Origin of the sequence: Paenibacillus sp. FSL P4-0184 (assembly GCF_038004625.1) — a bacterium.
GTDB lineage: Bacteria > Bacillota > Bacilli > Paenibacillales > Paenibacillaceae > Paenibacillus_AQ.
Genome location: NZ_JBBORN010000001.1, coordinates 3,422,290 through 3,441,766, shown reverse-complemented (window position 1 = coordinate 3,441,766; position 19,477 = coordinate 3,422,290). Strand labels below are relative to the sequence as shown.

Annotated in this window: 16 protein-coding genes and 1 tRNA gene; 3 read left to right on the top strand and 14 right to left on the bottom strand. The window is 44.6% G+C overall.

What is annotated here, in order from left to right:
- Positions 1-210: 210 nt before the first annotated feature.
- The 6 genes from MKY52_RS14985 to MKY52_RS14960 form a co-directional block, all read right to left on the bottom strand.
- Positions 211-882, bottom strand: a complete 672-nt coding sequence (locus tag MKY52_RS14985) for a BlaI/MecI/CopY family transcriptional regulator (protein WP_341052081.1) — start codon at positions 880-882, stop codon at positions 211-213.
- Between the two features lie 132 nt (positions 883-1,014).
- Positions 1,015-2,142, bottom strand: coding sequence for a flavodoxin-dependent (E)-4-hydroxy-3-methylbut-2-enyl-diphosphate synthase (ispG, locus tag MKY52_RS14980; RefSeq protein WP_060621818.1), 1,128 nt, complete (start codon positions 2,140-2,142; stop codon positions 1,015-1,017).
- Positions 2,143-2,251: 109 nt separating this feature from the next.
- Entirely contained in the window at positions 2,252-3,508 is a 1,257-nt protein-coding gene (gene clpX / locus MKY52_RS14975; RefSeq protein ID WP_042130648.1) for an ATP-dependent protease ATP-binding subunit ClpX, read from the bottom strand.
- A 12-nt stretch (positions 3,509-3,520) separates the two neighbouring features.
- Complete coding sequence (clpP, locus tag MKY52_RS14970; RefSeq protein WP_036685049.1) at positions 3,521-4,111, bottom strand: ATP-dependent Clp endopeptidase proteolytic subunit ClpP; 591 nt, start codon at positions 4,109-4,111, stop codon at positions 3,521-3,523.
- Between the two features lie 284 nt (positions 4,112-4,395).
- The gene (gene tig, locus MKY52_RS14965) at positions 4,396-5,730 is read right to left on the bottom strand and encodes a trigger factor (protein WP_076286460.1); all 1,335 of its coding nucleotides are present in this window, start codon (positions 5,728-5,730) and stop codon (positions 4,396-4,398) included.
- Positions 5,731-5,828: 98 nt separating this feature from the next.
- Positions 5,829-6,644 carry a hypothetical protein gene (locus MKY52_RS14960; RefSeq protein ID WP_445670994.1) on the bottom strand — a complete coding sequence of 272 codons (816 nt, stop codon included), beginning with the start codon at positions 6,642-6,644 and terminating at the stop codon, positions 5,829-5,831.
- A 310-nt stretch (positions 6,645-6,954) separates the two neighbouring features.
- Between MKY52_RS14960 and MKY52_RS14955 the strand changes: the two genes are divergently transcribed.
- A tRNA-Arg gene (locus MKY52_RS14955) sits at positions 6,955-7,028 on the top strand.
- An 816-nt stretch (positions 7,029-7,844) separates the two neighbouring features.
- Here the strand turns inward: MKY52_RS14955 and pstA are convergent.
- From pstA to uxuA, 6 genes are all read right to left on the bottom strand, one after another.
- Complete coding sequence (gene pstA / locus MKY52_RS14950) at positions 7,845-8,726, bottom strand: phosphate ABC transporter permease PstA (protein ID WP_042191270.1); 882 nt, start codon at positions 8,724-8,726, stop codon at positions 7,845-7,847.
- A complete protein-coding gene (pstC, locus tag MKY52_RS14945) occupies positions 8,723-9,670 on the bottom strand; it encodes a phosphate ABC transporter permease subunit PstC (RefSeq protein WP_042191272.1) in 948 nt (315 codons plus the stop codon). The genes pstA and pstC overlap by 4 nt, the downstream gene beginning before the upstream one ends.
- 82 nt (positions 9,671-9,752) lie before the next feature.
- Positions 9,753-10,613: a phosphate ABC transporter substrate-binding protein gene (locus tag MKY52_RS14940; protein ID WP_042191274.1), complete on the bottom strand. Its 861-nt coding sequence runs from the start codon at positions 10,611-10,613 to the stop codon at positions 9,753-9,755.
- Between the two features lie 55 nt (positions 10,614-10,668).
- Complete coding sequence (locus MKY52_RS14935; protein ID WP_341052076.1) at positions 10,669-12,105, bottom strand: stalk domain-containing protein; 1,437 nt, start codon at positions 12,103-12,105, stop codon at positions 10,669-10,671.
- Between the two features lie 244 nt (positions 12,106-12,349).
- Entirely contained in the window at positions 12,350-13,972 is a 1,623-nt protein-coding gene (locus tag MKY52_RS14930) for a mannitol dehydrogenase family protein (protein WP_341052073.1), read from the bottom strand.
- Positions 13,973-15,049 (bottom strand): mannonate dehydratase, encoded by a 1,077-nt coding sequence (uxuA, locus tag MKY52_RS14925; RefSeq protein ID WP_341052071.1) that lies wholly within the window; start codon positions 15,047-15,049, stop codon positions 13,973-13,975.
- Between the two features lie 221 nt (positions 15,050-15,270).
- Between uxuA and MKY52_RS14920 the strand changes: the two genes are divergently transcribed.
- Positions 15,271-15,924 carry a GntR family transcriptional regulator gene (locus tag MKY52_RS14920; protein WP_341052068.1) on the top strand — a complete coding sequence of 218 codons (654 nt, stop codon included), beginning with the start codon at positions 15,271-15,273 and terminating at the stop codon, positions 15,922-15,924.
- 12 nt (positions 15,925-15,936) lie between these two features.
- Here the strand turns inward: MKY52_RS14920 and MKY52_RS14915 are convergent, their stop codons facing one another.
- On the bottom strand, positions 15,937-16,113 hold the full coding sequence (locus tag MKY52_RS14915) for a hypothetical protein (RefSeq protein ID WP_341052065.1): 177 nt from the start codon (positions 16,111-16,113) through the stop codon (positions 15,937-15,939).
- A gap of 96 nt (positions 16,114-16,209) precedes the next feature.
- A complete protein-coding gene (locus MKY52_RS14910) occupies positions 16,210-18,300 on the bottom strand; it encodes an alpha-glucuronidase family glycosyl hydrolase (RefSeq protein WP_341052063.1) in 2,091 nt (696 codons plus the stop codon).
- 125 nt (positions 18,301-18,425) lie between these two features.
- Between MKY52_RS14910 and MKY52_RS14905 the strand changes: the two genes are divergently transcribed.
- Positions 18,426-19,310, top strand: coding sequence for an AraC family transcriptional regulator (locus MKY52_RS14905; protein ID WP_341052061.1), 885 nt, complete (start codon positions 18,426-18,428; stop codon positions 19,308-19,310).
- Positions 19,311-19,477 lie beyond the last annotated feature (167 nt).

Genomic DNA, 19,477 nt, shown 5'->3' with positions numbered 1-19,477 from the left:
GTTATATACAAGGAAATTCTCCCTATAATCCATTGATTTCACGCTAAAACGGATGATTATCGTTAATTTATAGGGAACTTTTCCGTATAAACTCTCTTTTTTAACAAGATTGCTCTATTTACAGGGACATTTTCCCTATAACAAGCATGCAACCATAGCTATTTTTGAAAAAGTGCCTTTCTCTCCTCTTGATACCTCCTCTACTTACCATCAATCCCAGTAAAAAAGAATATCTCGAGCTAACTCATACCCAACATTTCTAACACCATTCCCTCTTCTCACAGGCTTCAACCAGCCCTTTTCGCACAACTTCATCAACATCAAACGTACCGTTTTGGGGTCCAAAGCAACATACTCTGCTACATCTTTGGGACGAACTGTCCCTGCTTGGCGAACCACTAATCGCATAATTTCCTTCTCAGCAAATAGTAATTTTCCATGCGGTGCATCTACAATTAAGTAACGACTTAGCACCACACGCAGCAGTGTAATGCATAGCTCAGGACGCTGTTCCACATCGTCATAGGCAAATGAAATTACTTGGTAACCCATTCCGTATAGAAACGTCTCACGATTTAGCTCATTACAATACTTCAGCCTGTCCATGTCCCTCACATGCGCAGCATACCCTTTGATCTCGAACAAGAGCTTGATAGGCCCCGGCAAAAAAGCATAATCCGCGAAATAAGATCGTCCGCGCCAATCCAGCACCTCATACTCCGGATGTAGATCATTGAAATCCCCACGAAGCGGCCACCATACATTCTGTAAAAACATTTCTTCGGCATGACGATGCCCTCTCTCTAGCCTTCCTCGTCGTTCCCCATTCCTGTTTGCTAGATGTTTCTCAATAAATGCTTCATGGGCTTGTTCATAATGCATTCAATGTCCCCCCTTAATCATTAATTCCACGCAAAAAAAACGCCCCGTTCCCACCACCAGATATACCGGGGTGTAACAGGGCGTTCTTCGCCACTTATTATGAATTGAATCATTAATTCGTAAAAGACCAAATTACTTTGATTGCACCGGAGGTGCAAGATTAGCATGAGCGCGACCTGGGATTTCACCAGTTTCCTCATACGCTACAACAATCGCATCGATTTCCTTCTTCAGCTCGTTCACGAGTTCCGCTTCAGGCACCTTACGAATCATCTGACCGTAACGGAACAACAAACCTTCCCCACGGGCACCAGCAATACCAATATCCGCTTCACGCGCCTCACCAGGACCATTAACGGCGCAGCCGAGCACGGATACTTTAATAGGCACCTTAAGCTTCGAAATGTATTCTTCCACCTCATTAGCGATGGAGAAGAGATCTATATCAAGTCGTCCGCAAGTCGGACAAGAAATGAGTGTTGCCGCGTTAGAGATCAGACCGAAGGTCTTCAGCAGCTCGCGTGCCACCTTAACTTCTTCCACTGGATCAGCGCTAAGCGAGATACGCAGGGTGCTGCCGATGCCCATAGAGAGCAGTGCACCGATACCCGCGGAGCTTTTTACTGTACCGGCAAACAAGGTGCCGGATTCTGTAATCCCGAGGTGCAGCGGATAAGGAATAACTTCCGCAGCCTGACGATAAGCTTCGATGGCCATTGGCACATCGGATGCTTTTAAGGAAACGATAATGTCGTGGAAATCCAGCTCTTCCAAAATCCCAATATGATACAGTGCGCTTTCTACCATAGCTTCTGGAGTCGGATATCCGTATTTCTCCAAGAGATGATTCTCCAAAGAACCGGCGTTTACACCAATCCGAATCGGAATTCCTTTTTCTTTACACGCTTTAACTACTGCTTCTACTTTCTCCCGACGACCGATATTGCCCGGATTAATCCGTACTTTATCGATGCCGTTCTCAATAGCCATCAGCGCGAGCTTATAGTTAAAATGAATATCCGCTACGAGTGGGATATGAATCTGCTTCTTGATCTCCTTAATCGCGGCGGCTGCCTCTTCATTGTTGACAGTAACGCGTACCAGTTGGCAGCCTGCTTCCTCAAGCCGTAAAATTTCGGCTACAGTAGCCTCCACATCAGCTGTTTTGGTTGTACACATGCTTTGAATCGCAACCTCGTTGTTTCCCCCAATAATGAGCCCGCCAACATTGACAGGACGGGTTTGGTGTCTCAAGAACATGATTTTTCTCCCCCATAACGCCAAAGCTCCACCCCTTCGCAACCGCTAGTGAAGCGGGATAAGCGGAAGAAAGGTGGAGACAGTGACATGTATTGTTAAGGCAAGCGACTTACGCGCTTTCCTCTTTCTTTTTGTCTTTCTTAAGGTTCAATTCAGGCAAAGCCTTCTCTTGAACGACCTGCTCCGTGATCACACAATCCTTAATATCATCGCGTGAAGGAACTTCATACATCACATCAAGCATGATGCTCTCAATAATCGCGCGCAGTCCACGGGCTCCCGTATTGCGTTTGATCGCTTCCTTGGCAATCGCTTCGAGTGCCAACGGTTCGAACTTCAGCGCTACGTTATCCATTTCCAGCAGCTTGATGTATTGTTTCGTGAGTGCATTCTTAGGCTCGGAAAGGATACGCACCAGCGTATTCTCATCAAGCGGCTCCAAAGTCGAGATGACCGGTAGACGGCCTACAAATTCAGGGATTAATCCGAATTTGAGCAAGTCTTCAGGCAATACCATCGACAAATATTCGCCAGGCTTGAGATCCTTTTGTCCTTCAACCGCTGCGTTGAAGCCAATGACTTTTTTACCGATACGGCGTTTAATCATTTGCTCCAGACCGTCAAAGGCACCGCCCACGATGAACAAGATGTTCGTCGTATCAATTTGAATAAACTCTTGATGAGGATGCTTACGACCACCTTGTGGAGGTACGGAAGCAACCGTTCCTTCGAGAATCTTCAGAAGTGCCTGCTGTACACCTTCACCGGATACGTCACGAGTAATGGACGGGTTCTCGGATTTACGTGCCACTTTATCAATCTCATCAATATAGATAATGCCGCGTTCGGCTTTCTCCACATCATAATCTGCCGCTTGAATCAGCTTAAGCAGAATGTTCTCAACATCCTCGCCGACATAACCAGCTTCCGTTAGGGAAGTAGCATCTGCAATCGCAAACGGAACGTTGATAATCTTCGCCATCGTCTGTGCGAGCAAAGTTTTACCCGAACCTGTTGGACCGAGCAAAAGAATATTACTCTTCGTCAGTTCAACATCTTCGATTTTGCTTTGGCTATTCACACGCTTATAGTGATTGTAAACCGCAACAGACAGCGATTTCTTGGCTTGCTCTTGACCGATTACATATTGATCCAAAATATCGCGGATTTCCTTTGGTTTCGGAATATCCTTCAGATCAAGCTCTTCCTCATGACCGAGCTCTTCTTCCACGATTTCCGTGCAAAGCTCGATACATTCGTCACATATATAAACGCCCGGTCCTGCTACAAGCTTACGAACCTGCTCTTGTGATTTGCCGCAAAAAGAACATTTCAATTGCCCTTTTTCATCATTAAATTTAAACATCTAACCACCCCTTTAAGATTTCATCGGTGAAGAAAGAACCTGGTCAATAAGCCCATATTCCTTGGCTTCTTCCGCGCTCATGAAGTTATCGCGGTCTGTGTCCCGTTCGATTTTTTCAAGGGGCTGACCTGTGCGATCTACATAAATTTGATTCAACTTCTGTTTCGTCTTGAGGATCCAGTCGGTATGAATCCAAATGTCGGACGCTTGACCTTGAACACCACCGAGCGGTTGATGAATCATAACTTCGCTGTTAGTCAGCGCGTATCTTTTGCCCGGAGCCCCAGCTGTTAAAAGGAGCGATCCCATGCTTGCCGCCATCCCTACACAAATGGTTGAAACATCCGGTTTGATATATTGCATCGTATCGTATATACCCATGCCGGCTGTTACTGAACCACCGGGTGAGTTGAGGTACAAGTGAATGTCCTTCTCGGGATCATCTGCTGCAAGGAACAGCAATTGAGCAATAACCAGATTGGCGACATCATCGTCAATCGCACTGCTTAAGAAAATAATGCGATCCTTGAGCAATCTGGAATAGATATCGTATGAACGTTCCCCACGACTTGTTGATTCCACAACCATTGGTACCAGACTCATGCCACCAACCTCTTTTCTCTATACAGATTAGTCTTATCGTTTCAAAAATATTTTAACACGTTCACGGCCCGATGTCATTTTTTCACTACAGCAGACCTGTCCACCGCTTGTGATAGTGACGTCATCACGCCAATTTCCTTAATACCATACGCTCATACGGATACCTATGTAATCACATATATCTGTGCCCGAGGATAAAAATAAGGCACGTAACGAAACTTACGTGCCTTATCATATCTGTATGGAGGCCGATTGCTCGGCCGTTCTAGGTAGTTTGAAAAATCTTACTCAGCTTTAGCGTCTTCAGCAGCTGGTGCTTCTTCTACTGCTTCAACTTCAACACTGTTGCTAACAAGGAAATCAATGGTTTTGCGCAAAGAAAGTTCTTCGCTCAAGCTGCCCAGTGAACCGTTAGCTGCCAAGATGCTGCGAATTTCTTCTGGAGTACGTTTGTAAGCTTCAGCCATAGTAGCCAACTCTTCGTTAACTTCTTCTTCGGAAACTTCAATGTTCTCTTGTTTAGCGATAACTTCCAGTACCAGATTGTTGCGAACGCGTTTTTCAGCATCGCCTTTCATTTGGTTCTGCAAGTCTTCACGAGTTTGACCCGAGAAGCTCAGGAACATATCCATGTTCATACCTTGTTGACGAAGACGAGTGTCGAAGTCACGAACCATGTTCTCAACTTCGCTGTTGATCATTGCTTCTGGGATCTCAACTTCAGCGTTTGCTGCTGCTTTATCAACAACTGCGTTCTCGCGAAGGCCTTTCAGTTCATCCTGTTTACGGGATTCGAGCTGAGCTTTCAGATCTGCTTTGTACTCTTCCAAAGTTTCGAATTCACTTACATCTTTAGCGAACTCATCATCGAGTGCAGGAAGTTGTTTGCGTTTGATTTCGTGCAGCTTCACTTTGAATACTGCTTTCTTACCCGCAAGGTTCTCTGCATGGTATTCGTCAGGGAAAGTAACTTCAACATCTTTGAAATCTCCAGTGGACATTCCCACTACTTGCTCTTCAAATCCAGGAATGAAGGAATTGCTACCAAGTTCAAGAGAATGACGCTCAGCTTTTCCGCCTTCGAACGGTACGTCATCAACATATCCGTCAAAATCGATCACAGCGATGTCGCCGTTAGCTGCTGCTTCTTCTTCAACTACTACGAGTTCAGCATGACGCTCTTGCAGACGAGCAAGCTCAGCGCTCAGCTCTTCTTCAGTCACTTCAGCTTTTTGTACTGGAACTTCCAGACCTTTGTAATCGCCGAGCTTCACTTCAGGTTTAACCGTGATCTTCGCTTTGAAGATAAAGGATTGACCTTTAGCAAATTGCTCAATATCAACTTCAGGACGGTCTACAGGGAAGATGTCAGTTTGTTCAACTGCTTCACCGTAAGCTTCAGGAAGAAGAATGTCGATTGCATCTTGGTACAAGCTTTCTACACCAAAACGGGATTCAAAGATCGGGCGTGGCACTTTACCTTTACGGAAGCCTGGTACGTTAGCTTTCTTAACGACTTTGTTAAAAGCTTTATCAAGTGCTGCTGCAACGCGTTCTGCGTCAACTTCTACTTCAAGAACTCCAAGGTTCTTCTCTATTTTTTCCCATGTTGCTTTCATATTATACTTTTCCCTCCAAAATATAGGTTCACAAGTTTACTTCAAAAAATGATACAATCCACGCACAGAATAACCATTATATTATATACAACATTACTTTATTTATCAAGTAGAGAAGTCTTTACAAAACCCTTGAGCGCACGATAAGCCCCCTCAAATTGAAAGCGCATGCCGTCTGTAATGCCGTACATTCCGCGAGTCTCCTCCTCCTGCCGTGTACCGTTTAAGCTCTCAGATACAAACTGGTGTAACGCCCCCGCCCAAATATCTAGTAGCGCGTCTTCCCCATCCAGTATTTTCCGATACTCTTCCGATCCATAAATCGACATAACGAACTGGCCCCAGAGCTCCTGTGCAAAATAATACAGCGTAGGCTCATGTACCTCCGCCTGCTCGGCTACCCGCTCGAGCACCTGACTCACCTGCGGCGGAAAATCCTCTGTCTGCAGCGGTACACTTTCAATCTCTACAATTGCTGATTCGTGACCACGAATCAGATTCACTGTTCCCTGCATCCCACGCCGCCGAAGGGTCTGCAGGGTCCGAAATTGCAGCAGCGGGTGAACATTATCCCCCTGCAGCCATGCCGTCAGCGCCTCATCGACTCCGCCGCCTTCCAGATATGAAAGCTGCTCTAGTGCTAGGATTGTCGCCTCTGACAGCGGCTCATTCATTATCCGCTGCAGCAGCTTTTGAGGATACCCCGCATCCTCAGTCATTTTTGATTTGGCCAAGAGACGGGCCATATCTTCTTCCCTTAAATCTTCGTCTTCGGGGTGAACGGCTCCTTCTGCATCTCCATTCTGAGAGGCGTAGGGGAAAGCTGTTTCGAGCCATTCCAGCAGAGACCGCCATTCCTCGTAATTTCGTTCTTCCTGTCCTTGACACTGCAACAAAAAACGCAGCAGCTCCATCGCTTCCCCGTATCGTTCACTCTCCAGCATCACCGTAAGCTGGATTTGATAATAGTCCAGTGTCTTGGGAAACAGGACGATATTCTCTTTTGTGGCGGGGGAATCTGAATCTTTAATGAGGGCACCTCCTTATAGCTAATTATGTGAATTGAATTCTAAAACGTCATAAATGTTATTAAGACCTTAAGCTTCATCCGAAACTTAATAATTGTAGATTATAGCATACCCCGTACTCTTTTTAAAAAACAGCTTGAAAAACATCGGCGTACATGATATGATAACTCCTGCTTGCTTTTCAGCCAGCAATCATGTCCCGGTAGCTCAGCTGGATAGAGCATGCGCCTTCTAAGCGCACGGTCAGGGGTTCGAATCCCTTCCGGGACGTCAGAGTAACAGCCTTCCTTCGGGGAGGCTGTTTTTGCGTTCAGGGGATGCGAACCTGGGAGAAGGCGTAGCCCTAGGGACAGAGCTAGGAGCAGAGCCTAAGCAGAGCCTAGGGCTTAGGGTTCCATGAGGCTCAGGCCTCGATGTAGCTCACTTTTCAATGGAGCTCAGGCTTCTGTGGAGTTCAAGCTTCGATAAGCCCCCTACTACGATATACACCCACGTAGCAGTCAGATCATTAGACAACGTTCCGCTTAGATTCTGCCTAACTCGAACACTCTAATTGCATTTTGTGCAACTAAAAGGTTCCCTTTCACCTCAACAACTCGGTTTAACTGTATTCCGTACACTTATATTCTCTGATTAACTCCTAGATTGTCATTTTCTCCATTTTTAGTTGCACAAAGTACAATTAATCCTAAATAAACCCTACACCATGATAAATAGCTGCATAAAGTGCAACTAAAGCCACCTCTAACACCATTACTCATTACTCATTACTCACCACATCATACTTTATCCTTTGAGGAAATCGAGGCACATTACGAAAAAGTTTTTTTACTATTCGTATGCTGGGAAGCAGGAGCACGCGGAAGCAATAGTGCAGGATGTGTTTGTGCGAATATTATCAATTTAGACATGAAAGTGAAATGTGCGATATTGTCTCAGCCTTGCCGCGAGTGTTTCGCGAGGTTATTCCTTTGGCCGTATCCGTAGGGAATGCTACATTAAATAATTCATCATAAGAAGACAAAAAAACTGTCACCCACCGATATCCATTGCCGGGTGACAGTTTTTACGTACCTTTTGAACGAATTAGTGTCCTTTGCGGCGATTTCCCAACCACAACGGAAATCGGAATACAAAATTGATAAACAAAACTACAAATACAAGTACGGCTGCTGACTTATCCGCAATTTGACGCGCATCTTCGACAATCGCCTCGGATTGTACATACCATAGATGCACAGCCAGGGTCTCACCCGGCGAGAACAGATTGAAATCCCACATTTCTCCCGAGGTACTGAGACCAGCGGTAAGGATAATAACCGCAGACTCCCCGAAGGCGCGTCCAGCAACGAGACAAATCCCAGTAACAATGGCAGACATTGCAACGGGCAGGACTACCGTGCGGATCACGTGGAATTTAGTCATCCCAAGCGCATAACCAGCCTCGCGGATCTCCCCGGGGACAGCACGTACCGCTTCCTCTGTCACTCGCGCAAGCATAGGTAAATTCAGCAGCGCCAAGCTGACGCCTCCGCCAAGAATCGTCAGACCGATATCGAAATATTCCGCAAAAATCGCAAGTCCGAGCATACCGAACACAATCGATGGTACTGATGACAGAGATTCTACGCAAATACGTAGTGCGCCTGTAAATTTATTGTCTGGTGCATATTCAGCCATATAGATTCCCGCACCCAAACCAATTGGAACGGAAATAAACAGCGAGATGAATAAAATGTAAAAGGAGTTAAACAGCACCGGGCCAATCCCACCACCTGCGTCAATCTCTTCAGGCTGTTTAATCAAGAAATCGGGCCGAAGTGCCGGTAAACCTTTACTAAGAATCGTGAAGAGCAGCCAGAAGATCAGCAGCATGACTAAAGCCCCAAGCGTATAAAACCCTATGGTTGCAATTTTATTGTTTCTTTGAGCCCGCGCTGTATGCTTTGTACTTGCGAATCCGTTCACGCTGCATCCCTCCTTTTTCTACCCAGCACGCGGATGATCAGAATTAATACAAATGATATTACTAGCAGGAGAAATGCCATCATATGTAGCGCATAGTTCCATGTAGAGTCAAACTCTACATTGGAGATTTGCATAACGATGTTACTAGTCAGCACCGATGCTGGCGTGAATAACGTCTTCGCCAATTGCGGTGTATTCCCGATAACCATAACTACAGCCATCGTCTCACCCACAGCACGAGTCATACCTAGAATAACCGCAGAGATAATTCCCCGGCTAGCCGCAGGCAGTACTACACGCATGATGACCTGTAAACGGGTAGATCCAAGCGCATATGCAGCATCCCGATATTTGCGCGGCACAGAGACAATGGCATCATCACTGATTCGGCAAATCGTTGGCAGCACCATTAATGCGAGCACCAGCGCAGCAGCTAACAAGCCATCGCCTAAGCTCTCCCCACTAATTCTGCGCAAGAAAGGAAGTAATACTGTTAAGCCTATATATCCGTAAACAATTGAAGGAATACCTACCAATAAATCTAGCACTGGACGGATAAAAGTCTTCATCCATTTTGGAGCAATCTCTGCACAAAGTACTGCCATCCCTACCGAAATAGGAACTGCGATCAGCAGCGTTAATGCAGTTAGTGAAAGTGTATTTACAATGAAGGCAGCCGCTCCAAAAGAATCCTCTTCCGGCGTCCAGTTAAAGGAAAAGAAAAAGTCCGCAGGCGAGAGATGGCCGAACAGAAGCATAGCCGTTTTGCCGATAAATAGAATTACAAGTCCAAGCACAAAGCAAAGCGCAAGAATGCTGAATAAAAAATAAAACTTAAACAATTTGTTGCTAAACAAATGTCTACCATGACGTTTGGGATTAGCGCTAACCTGCGTTACGCTCTCTTTTCCCCTAGTTGCCAAGCCTTGGACTGGTGCCCCCATACTTTCCCTCCTGTAAGCGGCCACCCCCGTATCAAGATCGGAGCTGGCCGCTGTTACCGTTCAATATGATCTTTAGATGTTATTAGCCCTTCATTGCTGCGATCGGAATAAATTTAAGTTTTTTCAGGGAACCTTGTTGGAACTTCTTGCTTTGTACGTATTCGATGAATTCTTTTGTAGCGCCAGTAGGTTGGCCTTTAGTCATGTAGTAACCATAAGCCCAGATCTTATAAGATCCATTGATCACGTTGTCTGTAGTAGCAGCTATACCGTTGTGTTTAACAGCTTTTACGTCGCCACTTACATATACAAGGTCGATATAACCGATAGAGTTAGGAGTTGTTCCTACGGCAGTCTTCATGTCACCGGATGAACCTGTTTCTTTGTAGTTCTTAGCTTTTTTAACGATATCTCCGCCATCCAAAGCTTTAGCTTGATAGTTTACGCGTGTACCGGAACCGAAAGAGCGAGTGATAACCACGATGTCAGCATCTGCACCGCCTACTTCTTTCCAGTTCGTGATTTTACCTGCGAAAATACCTTTAAGCTGTTCAGTTGTAAGGTTATCTACACCAACATTTTTGTTAACGATTGTAGCAAAAGGAATAACTGCTACTTTGTTTGCTACTTGACCGTCAAAAGCTTTGAAGCCTGGTACGTCGATGCTAGCATCCCAGTCGCAAGCGCCGATATCAGCGATGCCTTTTTTAACAGCTTGAGGTCCAGTTACTGAACCTTTACCTGAGGCTGCGATTTTCACTTTAGGGTGCAGCTTTTGGAATTCTTTTGCCGCTTGAAGCGTCAATGGAAGAAGTGCGGTTGAACCGTTAACTGTGATTTTACCTTTAAGTGAATCGGCTGCTGCTGCAACCCCTGCGAAAGATGCGGTTACCGCAATTACAGCCGTTAGAGCCGTTACTGTTAGCTTTTTGAAAATCTTCATTTGTATTATTTCTCCTCTCGGCTCTACGCCGTTAAAATATGATTAGGGATATTTATTATTTCGACAGTTGCAATGCTTTACCGCCTTGAACCACCCATACACCGCCATCACTTACGATAGCAAGCTTGCTTCCATCATTCGAAACAGCAACTTCAGATACATCTTCAGTGGAGCGGTACAGCTCAGTTTTTGCACCTTTACTATCGATGGAGTAGACTACTGTGCTTCCGTTTGCCGCTGTACCCGCTACAACCAAGCCATTGTTAACGCCAGTGGACCAAGTTACTTCGACATCAAGTGCAAGGTTACTGCTTGTTCCGTCTGCTTTGATAACCTTCAGTGTGTTAGCCGCATTGCCATCAGAATCTGCGCTCAGATATACGACGCTACCATCGGCTGAAATTTCAGGGTATAGCTTGTTATCCGGTGTAGTCGTAAGTGCAGCAGGCTTAGCATCTTTTGTAGCAAGATCAAGCTTGTAAAGCTGCTCTCCAGCAGAGCTGAAGTCTACAGTAAGGGAATCTTCTGTGCTGTCCGCATCGTTTTTAGCAACACCCGTCAAGTTAACGATATAAACGGCGCTCTTTTGGTCAGCGGAAATGCGCAGTTCGGATTTATTTTCTACTTTGTCTGCCAATACGGATTTAACTTCACCAGTGTCTACAGAGATTTTTGCGATTTTCTCCTGCTTGTCACCTTGGATAAAGTAAATACTTTTACCATCGTTCGACCAAACCAGATCTGTTTTTACACTATTGTCAGTACCAAGTGTCTTAGTAGCTCCGCTAGACAGGTTAATCAGATTCAACAAACCAGTCTCATCATTGAAAGCTCCCCACTGCCCATCCGGCGATACTGCAAAATCCACCGCACTGTCATTCGACGAAAATACTTCATAGTTACCTGGCTCTGTGCTGAACTTGATAAGTTGAGCAGATTCAGCATCACTTTTGTTCGCAATCAGACTTCCAGCTGCTGTCCAGTGCAAAGTATCAAACAATCCTTCAGGACGAGCAAAGCTTAGAATCGTGCTAGCGTCAGCATCCAGTTCTCCACCTAATGCATAAACTAACTTTGAAAGCTCTACATAGGTTTTACCGTTATAAAATACTGGAGCAACTGTGAATGTCTCGGAATTACCATCTACTTGATAGCTCTTTGAGCCTGTTTTGAGTTGGACATTATGTAATCCTTTGCTGTCATTAAGTTCAAACCCGCCAGCTCCAAGTACTAACTTAGCTCCAATTTCACCAGCTACCTGATTCAGCGAGTACAGCTTGTAACCACTGCTATTAATGGTGTTAAACACAATCGGCGTACCATTTACATTCCAAGTGGCTGTACCTTCTTTAACTGCTGTTTTTGCAGCGGTTTGATTGGTAGCCACAGATTTTACATTACTGCCGATGCTAGCTGCAGATACACTCCCAACGCCTACAGTTGCAAGAAGTGCTGAAGCGAGCGTTGCGCTAATCCATTTACTGTTTTTCAATTAGATTCACCCTTTTCGTATAGGTAACTGCTAATGTCATTTTCGTCTACAATTGTCAACTCTGTTGCAGAGGAATGTTATGGAAATATTAACTATAATTATTTTTTTGAAAAAGTAGGTATATTAGCGTACTAGACTGCTAAATTCAGATAAACCAAATGGACTAGACACGAAAAAGCCTCATGGGGGATAGCTCTGCGGGGTGCAGTAGCTTTTACTCCATGAGGCTTTTTGTAAATGTGATCTACACTAACTCTTCATTTAAATGCTTTTCCAACGTTCTCCGTACAGCTCCTGGGCCTTTCAGCATCTCGTAGAAGTAACTTTCAATCTTGCTACCCAGACCGATTTCATATAACGGTACACCAAAGATCTTCTCATTTTCTAGAATTCTATGCACATTAGAGGTCGAATCTCCCAAAGTCACTCCCTGCAGATGCGCTTGAAGTGACTCCATTAACGGATCGGGACTTAGCTCAAATGAATTCCCTTCATCATCCACTCCGATCAAATAGCGGCACCAAGCAGCAATTGCTAGTGGAATCGCCGTCAATTCAGCTGGATGAAGATCTTCGCGTTGTACATAGGATTTGATCGTTTCCCCATAACGAATGCCTATCTTCTGCGACGTATCTGTCGCAATTCGCTGCGGGGTGTCTGGAATAAATGGATTCGCCAATCGCTCTTGCAGCACTTCATCCAAAAACTGCTGTGGACGTAGAATGATAGGATCTACAACTACAGGCAATCCTTCCTTATACCCAATCCGCTCGACTAATGTACGTAGGGTCTGATCCTGCATCTCATCCGAAATCTGTGTGTAGCCTAGTAGACAGCCAGTGACCGCTAATGCAGTATGCAAGGGGTTTAGACAGGTGGTAACTTTCATCGTTTCTACCCTGTTCACGGTCTCACGATCTGTGAATATAATGCCGGCTTCTTCTAATAAAGGTCGCCCATTCGTAAACTTATCCTCAATGACCAGATATTCACTAACTTCTGCGTTAACAAAAGGCGCGGTATGAGCGTTCCTCGAGGTAATAAGTATATCCATGCCGCCAATCCCCTGCTCCTGTAAAGCATTACGTACTACCTCGGATGGACGTGGTGTGATTTTATCGATCATCGACAAGGGGAATGTTATGTGACTCTCGTCTTCGAGGTACGCAACAAAACCTTCCTCCACAATCCCTTTCGCAGCCCATGCCTTGGCGATTGTAATCACGCTATTTTTCAACATATCCCCATTGTGCGAACAGTTATCCATACTGACAAAAGTCATCGGATACTGCCCCTTAAGATATCGACGGTACGCTAGAGAAGCGATCACACTCATGCTGTGGGATGGCTGCTCTGGCCCTTGCTCCATATCCTTCTTCACGATATCAAGGTACATTCCATCAGGACCGGTCAAGGTATAGCCTTTCTCTGTAATGGTGAAGCTGGCCATCTGCAGGCTCGGGTTTTCAAAAATTTCAACCAAACGGCAGTAATCCTCCGCTCGATTCTTGTTTGCCATAATAGCTTCGGTAATGCTGCTAATGACCTTTTTTGTAAACTCGCCACTCGCATTCATTAGTACGAGAAGTGTTAAATGATCATGTGGTTTATAAATCTTGTCAATCAGCTCGTAGTCAGAGGAGGTAGCGGCAATAATACCTGTATCTGCTTTTCCAAGCTCCAACAGCTTCTGGTGAGCATTCGCAATAAATCCCCGAAAAATATTTCCCGCTCCAAAATGAACCCATTCCGGCCTAACGCGCGTATTCTCCGCCACCTGCTCATAATCAAACTGAGGAAGCTCCACGTCAGCGTCCTTCCATGCCTCTGCACATGATTGAATACTCTCTCTTGTCAGAAGCAGCATTCACTTCACCCCCATCGTATTGTCGAGACTGTCCCATACACCAAGTAAATACATGATCCCCATTGCTCTATCGTACAGCCCGTACCCCGGGCGGCAAGTCTTCTCTTCACCCCACAAATGACGACCATGATCTGGACGCACATACCCCGTATATCCATTCTCATGATACGCTTTAACAACCTCTGCCACATCCACACTGCCATCCCGTCCACGATGAGACACCTCAATAAAATCTCCGTTCTCAAAAACCTTAACATTTCGAATATGAGCAAAATGAATGCGATTACAGAATTCCCGAATCATAGCCGGCAGATCGTTCTTCGGATTCGTACCGAGCGACCCAGTGCAGAAGGTTAATCCATTATACGGACTATCTACTGCGTCAAGTAAACGACGGATCGTATCACGGCTGCGGACAATGCGGGGCAAGCCAAAGATCGGCCAAGCAGGATCATCGGGATGAATAGCCATTTTGATATCGACTTCTTCACAGACAGGAATAATGCGCTTCAGAAAATAGACCAAGTTCTCGAACAGCTTCTCTTCCGTTACATCTGCATAAGCAGCGAATAGCTCATCGAGCTTCGCAAGACGCTCCGGCTCCCAGCCAGGCATCGTAAATTCGCCGGCCCCCTCGAGAATACGATTCACCATGTCGCGAGGGTTCTCATTAATGGCCGCATTTTCATAAAAAAGAGCATTCGAGCCATCTGGCAATTCCTTGTACAGCTCCGTCCGAGTCCAGTCAAAGATAGGCATGAAATTGTAACAGATCACTTTAGTACCGACCTTGGCTAGCTTCCGTATGGTGTCTATGTAAATATCGATATATTTATCACGCGTCGGGAGTCCAATCTTGATATCATCATGGACGTTCACACTCTCTACTACGGCAGTGCTAAACCCTTTGCTCGTAATTTGATCCGCAACCTTTTGAATGTCATCCATTTCCCACACTTCGCCCGCTACCTTATGATGTAGTGACCAGACAATACCCATTACCCCCGGAATTTGCCGGATATGATCAAGCGTAATGTTGTCATTGCCTTCTCCATACCATCTCCATGTCATTTTCATCTAGATAAAACCTCCTATAATTTCATATGTCGAGATCTTGTATACAAGATAATATACTCAAATATTAGATTTAAATAATACCTTTTGTCAATGACATAAAATCAATAATCACCAACTTGTATACAAGATTAAAAAAATATATAATGAAATCACTATCTTATTTCAGGATCCCGTTTCAGATATCAGCACTACAAATTCAACGGCAATGGAGACGCAACCTCATGTCCACCAAAAATGATATTTTGAACCTATTAAAGCACGAAATTCTTAACCTAACACTAAAGCCTGGATCCATTCTAAGTGAGACCGTGTTATCCGAACGGTTTCAGATATCCAGAACACCTTTGCGCGATGTACTAAAGCAGCTATCACTAGAGTCCTATATTGATGTGTATCCGAAGAAAGGGAATCTGGTTTCATACATTGATTTGGAATCTGTCGAGCAAATGATTTATTTAAGAAGTGTTTTGGAAAAAGATATTATCAAGGGTCTATGCGGTAGCCTTACTCTTAAAGGAATTATAGAACTTAAAAAGAATCTAGAAGAGCAAAGAAATGCCATACATCAAGAACATGCCACTGAGCACTTTTTTTCTTTGGATGACGCCTATCATAAGACGTTATTCACATTAGCAGGACATGAATTTTTGTGGGAGCAAATTAAGTTCTCCCATGTGCATTATGAAAGATATCGACGCTTGCATAACCTAAAGCAAGAAAAGCTGGAGAAAATTTTGAGCGAGCATCACATGATCCTGGATTGTATGACAAACCATGAACCAGACAAAGTGGATGAGCTAGTCCAGCATCATTTACGTGAGGATATGAACTCTTCATACTTACTGGAGAATTTTGCAGATTATATTAAAGCGTAATAACGTATATGATCAGAGCCAACTCAGAACTAAAAGACCGCCCCATGCAGTCAAAATCATGGCTTTTGGGACGGTCAACCAATCATGCGGGAGATCGACGGGATGGAAATCCAAGGACTCAGCATTCGTCACTTCTAAAGTACTCTTGGCGAATTCCCAGCCCTCATTAAATAATCTTTTCTGATTCAAGGTGTATCTTCCTTTCTTCTCATAGGATTATGAAACAAAGGGATGGAGCAATAGAAGGAGTGGCCCTGCTGGACACACTCCTCCTACTGCTAATATTTAGTATATTGTACGTTGATGCTGGTCTGGGATACCGCTTTTTCGATAGAAATACGTATTGATGATATCTCTCCACTCGCGGGCATGTAGTACCTGTTCGTGCAGACGGTCTGCCACCTGCCCAAACCTGCTGCCATCCATTTTCCCCTCAAGGGATTGCCACTTCTCTTTCAGCCCTGCTGTGCGATCCACGCCATCAAAATGCGTATCATAAATATGCTGGATGACCGTTTTACCAGATTTAAGAGTATGCGTATACGGTACATGATGAAAGAAGAGTAATAGCTCATCTGGACAAGTAGCTACCGATTCATACAAATCTACATTCGCTCCTTGATACTGAGCAACATATCCCGTACCCGTCTTTATTGTCCGGTCTACACCAATACCTTGTAAGTCTGCAAAATGATACGTTCCCCATTTCGAATATTCATATCCATCCACATTTGGACCGTAATGATGATCAGGATTGACCATCCAGCCTACCCCAAGCGGCGAAGTATAAGATTCATAGATATTCCAGGAGGTTAACAAGATCTCACGAATCGTATCTATTAACTGCTCATCCTCCGCACTGAACGTGAGCATTGTCCATTCCTTCGCGATTTGCTCTGCACTTAATTCCGGATTCCAAGCGAGACGACCGTAACCATATAAATTGGCCTGCGCTAACAAATGCCCCGTCCAGTTATGATCATTACCAATATTCGAAACAGCAGCGAAGCCGCTATATTTATAACCGTACATGGATCCATCGACGACCCGTTTCACCGATGACTCCGAATCCGTTGCGTAAGTATTAAAATCAAGAACTTCCTTCCATTGAGGGACGAGGTAGCAGACATGGCGCTGTTGGCCTGTGTATTCCTGTGTAACCTGAAATTCAATCATCATATTCGTATGCTTCATGGCACCGAACAACGGAGACACACCTTCCCGTACTTGAAAATCCATCGGTCCATTCTTCACCTGCAAAATAACATTATCCATGAATCGACCATCTAGCGGTTTAAAGTGATCATATGCCGCTCGTGCACGATCGGTGGAGCGATCCCGCCAATCCTGCTTGCAATTGTAAACGAAGCAGCGCCAGATGACGATTCCCCCGAAAGGCAATAAAACTTCAGCCAGCATGTTCGAACCTTCTGCATGATCACGATCATAAGTGAATGGACCTGGACGATTCTCTGAATCAGCTTTTACGAGGAACCCACCGAAATCTGGAATCAATTTATAAATTTCTACCGCCTTTGCCTTCCACCATTGGCGTACATCAGAATCTAACGGATCAGCTGTATTCAATCCGCCGATTTCGATCGGGCTAGCATAGTTAATACTTAGGAACAGCTTCACCCCATAGTTACGAAAGATATCGGCAATCCTCGCGATGTCAGGAAGATAGCGCTCCGTAATAAACATCGTTTCAAACCGATGCACATTGACATTGTTTATAGCAATCGCATTGATCCCTATCGAAGCGAGCATTCTCGCATAATCTTCCAATCGATCAAAGTCCTTAGTGATTTCGTTGTCTGAGTAGAATATGGACTTCCCTGCGTAACCACGTTCGATGCTTCCATCGATGTTATCCCATTGATTCATCATGCGGAGCGTATTTACCGGCTGATCCAACATATCCAACGCCTTCATAGATTGACCCGTTCCAAGCAAGCGTAGGAATGCAAATACACCGTACAGTAAACCCACGGGTGTGGAAGCACCAATTGCAATACAGTCCTTCTCCGTGTTTGTTCGAATGGCATATCCTTCTGATCCAATTGCTGTCCTTGTAGCCTCGCTAAAGGTATGCGTAATCAACGGATGATTACTATCAAACGTACCGATTGCAATACAAGCTTGTTTATCTTTATCCTGAGATTCAGCAATGGTAGCTTCTATATCGAGCATTCCTAGTATGCCACGTGTTAGTTCTTGCACAGCACTTTTGATCACTGGATGATCTTGTTTGACTGTCAAAATGTTATAGCACCAAGGAGAATAGCACTCTCTTACTGCACTCGATTGAATATATGGATATTCGAGCCAAGCTTTATACCCTGCGTTATGTAATTCTGTCTGTTGTTCTGCCATAATTCGGTGTCCTCCATTAGTGAGTAAGACTTTTTAATCTAGATGTTGCTAGCTGTGCAATGGTTCTCTTATACTTTTGTAAACGATAGGTTATCCGCATCCCTACTAATAGGAGGAACACGAATGTGACGTACCATGAGCAGCAGGACTTACAACCGTTCCATCTCTATTTTGTATATAAAAGAACAAGTACAAATACAGACGACTATCAAGGTACATTCCATGCTCATCAGGGTGTTGAAATTCTTATTGTTCATGAAGGTAAAGGGACGCTGATCATTGATCAAAATAGCTATGAAATAAAGCCAGGGATGATTTGTATTTTCCAGCCGTATCAACTGCATCATATTCAAATTGAAATTAATGAGGCGGTTCCGTTCGTGCGTTCGATCGTGCATTATGAGCCCAGCATATTTAAAGCTTATTTTGAAAAGTGGCCCATCCTACAAAGCTTTTTCAATCATATTCACAGCGGCAATTTGGCCTCACCTCGATGGTATGAACAGCAGGACCTGCAATCCCTGATAGTTCTTCTAAAGGATCTGGATAAAGCGCTTCCAACTTTGTACAAAAATGATTTCATGGAAGAGGTCTCATTGTTTCTCATCACGTTCCTACGTACTTTAAAGCCGCTTTGGGATACACAGCAGAAGCCGGCCTCCATGGAACAATTGCTTCGTAAACCACATCAGGCAGAACGTATTATGGAATGGCTACAGCTGCATTACAAGGAACCTTTGCGGCTCGATCAAATGAGCAAGGATCTGCATCTTTCACCCCATCATTTATCCCACTTGTTCAAGGAATGTACAGGCAGCAGTATTTCCGATTATTTAACGGTCAAAAGAATGCAGGAAGCCGTTCATCTTCTGACTTCAAGCAAATACACAGTTGCACACATCGCCGAGGAAGTGGGAATTACAAATTGCTCTCATTTTTGCAAATTGTTCAAAACCCATTTCGGCACAACGCCTAATCAATTTCGGAAGCAATGGCATTTGCATCATTGAGTTGTCGAACATCCCAGCTGTATTCCTTATTAACATCATATCAAGTTGGTTCGTGAGCAGGTATTCGCATCTTGTGCAAAAATGCCGCTACTTTGCGATTTACACCTAATTGTAAGTTAGTTTCAAGTAGCGGAAATCTAACACTTTACATTTACTGGATTCCGGAG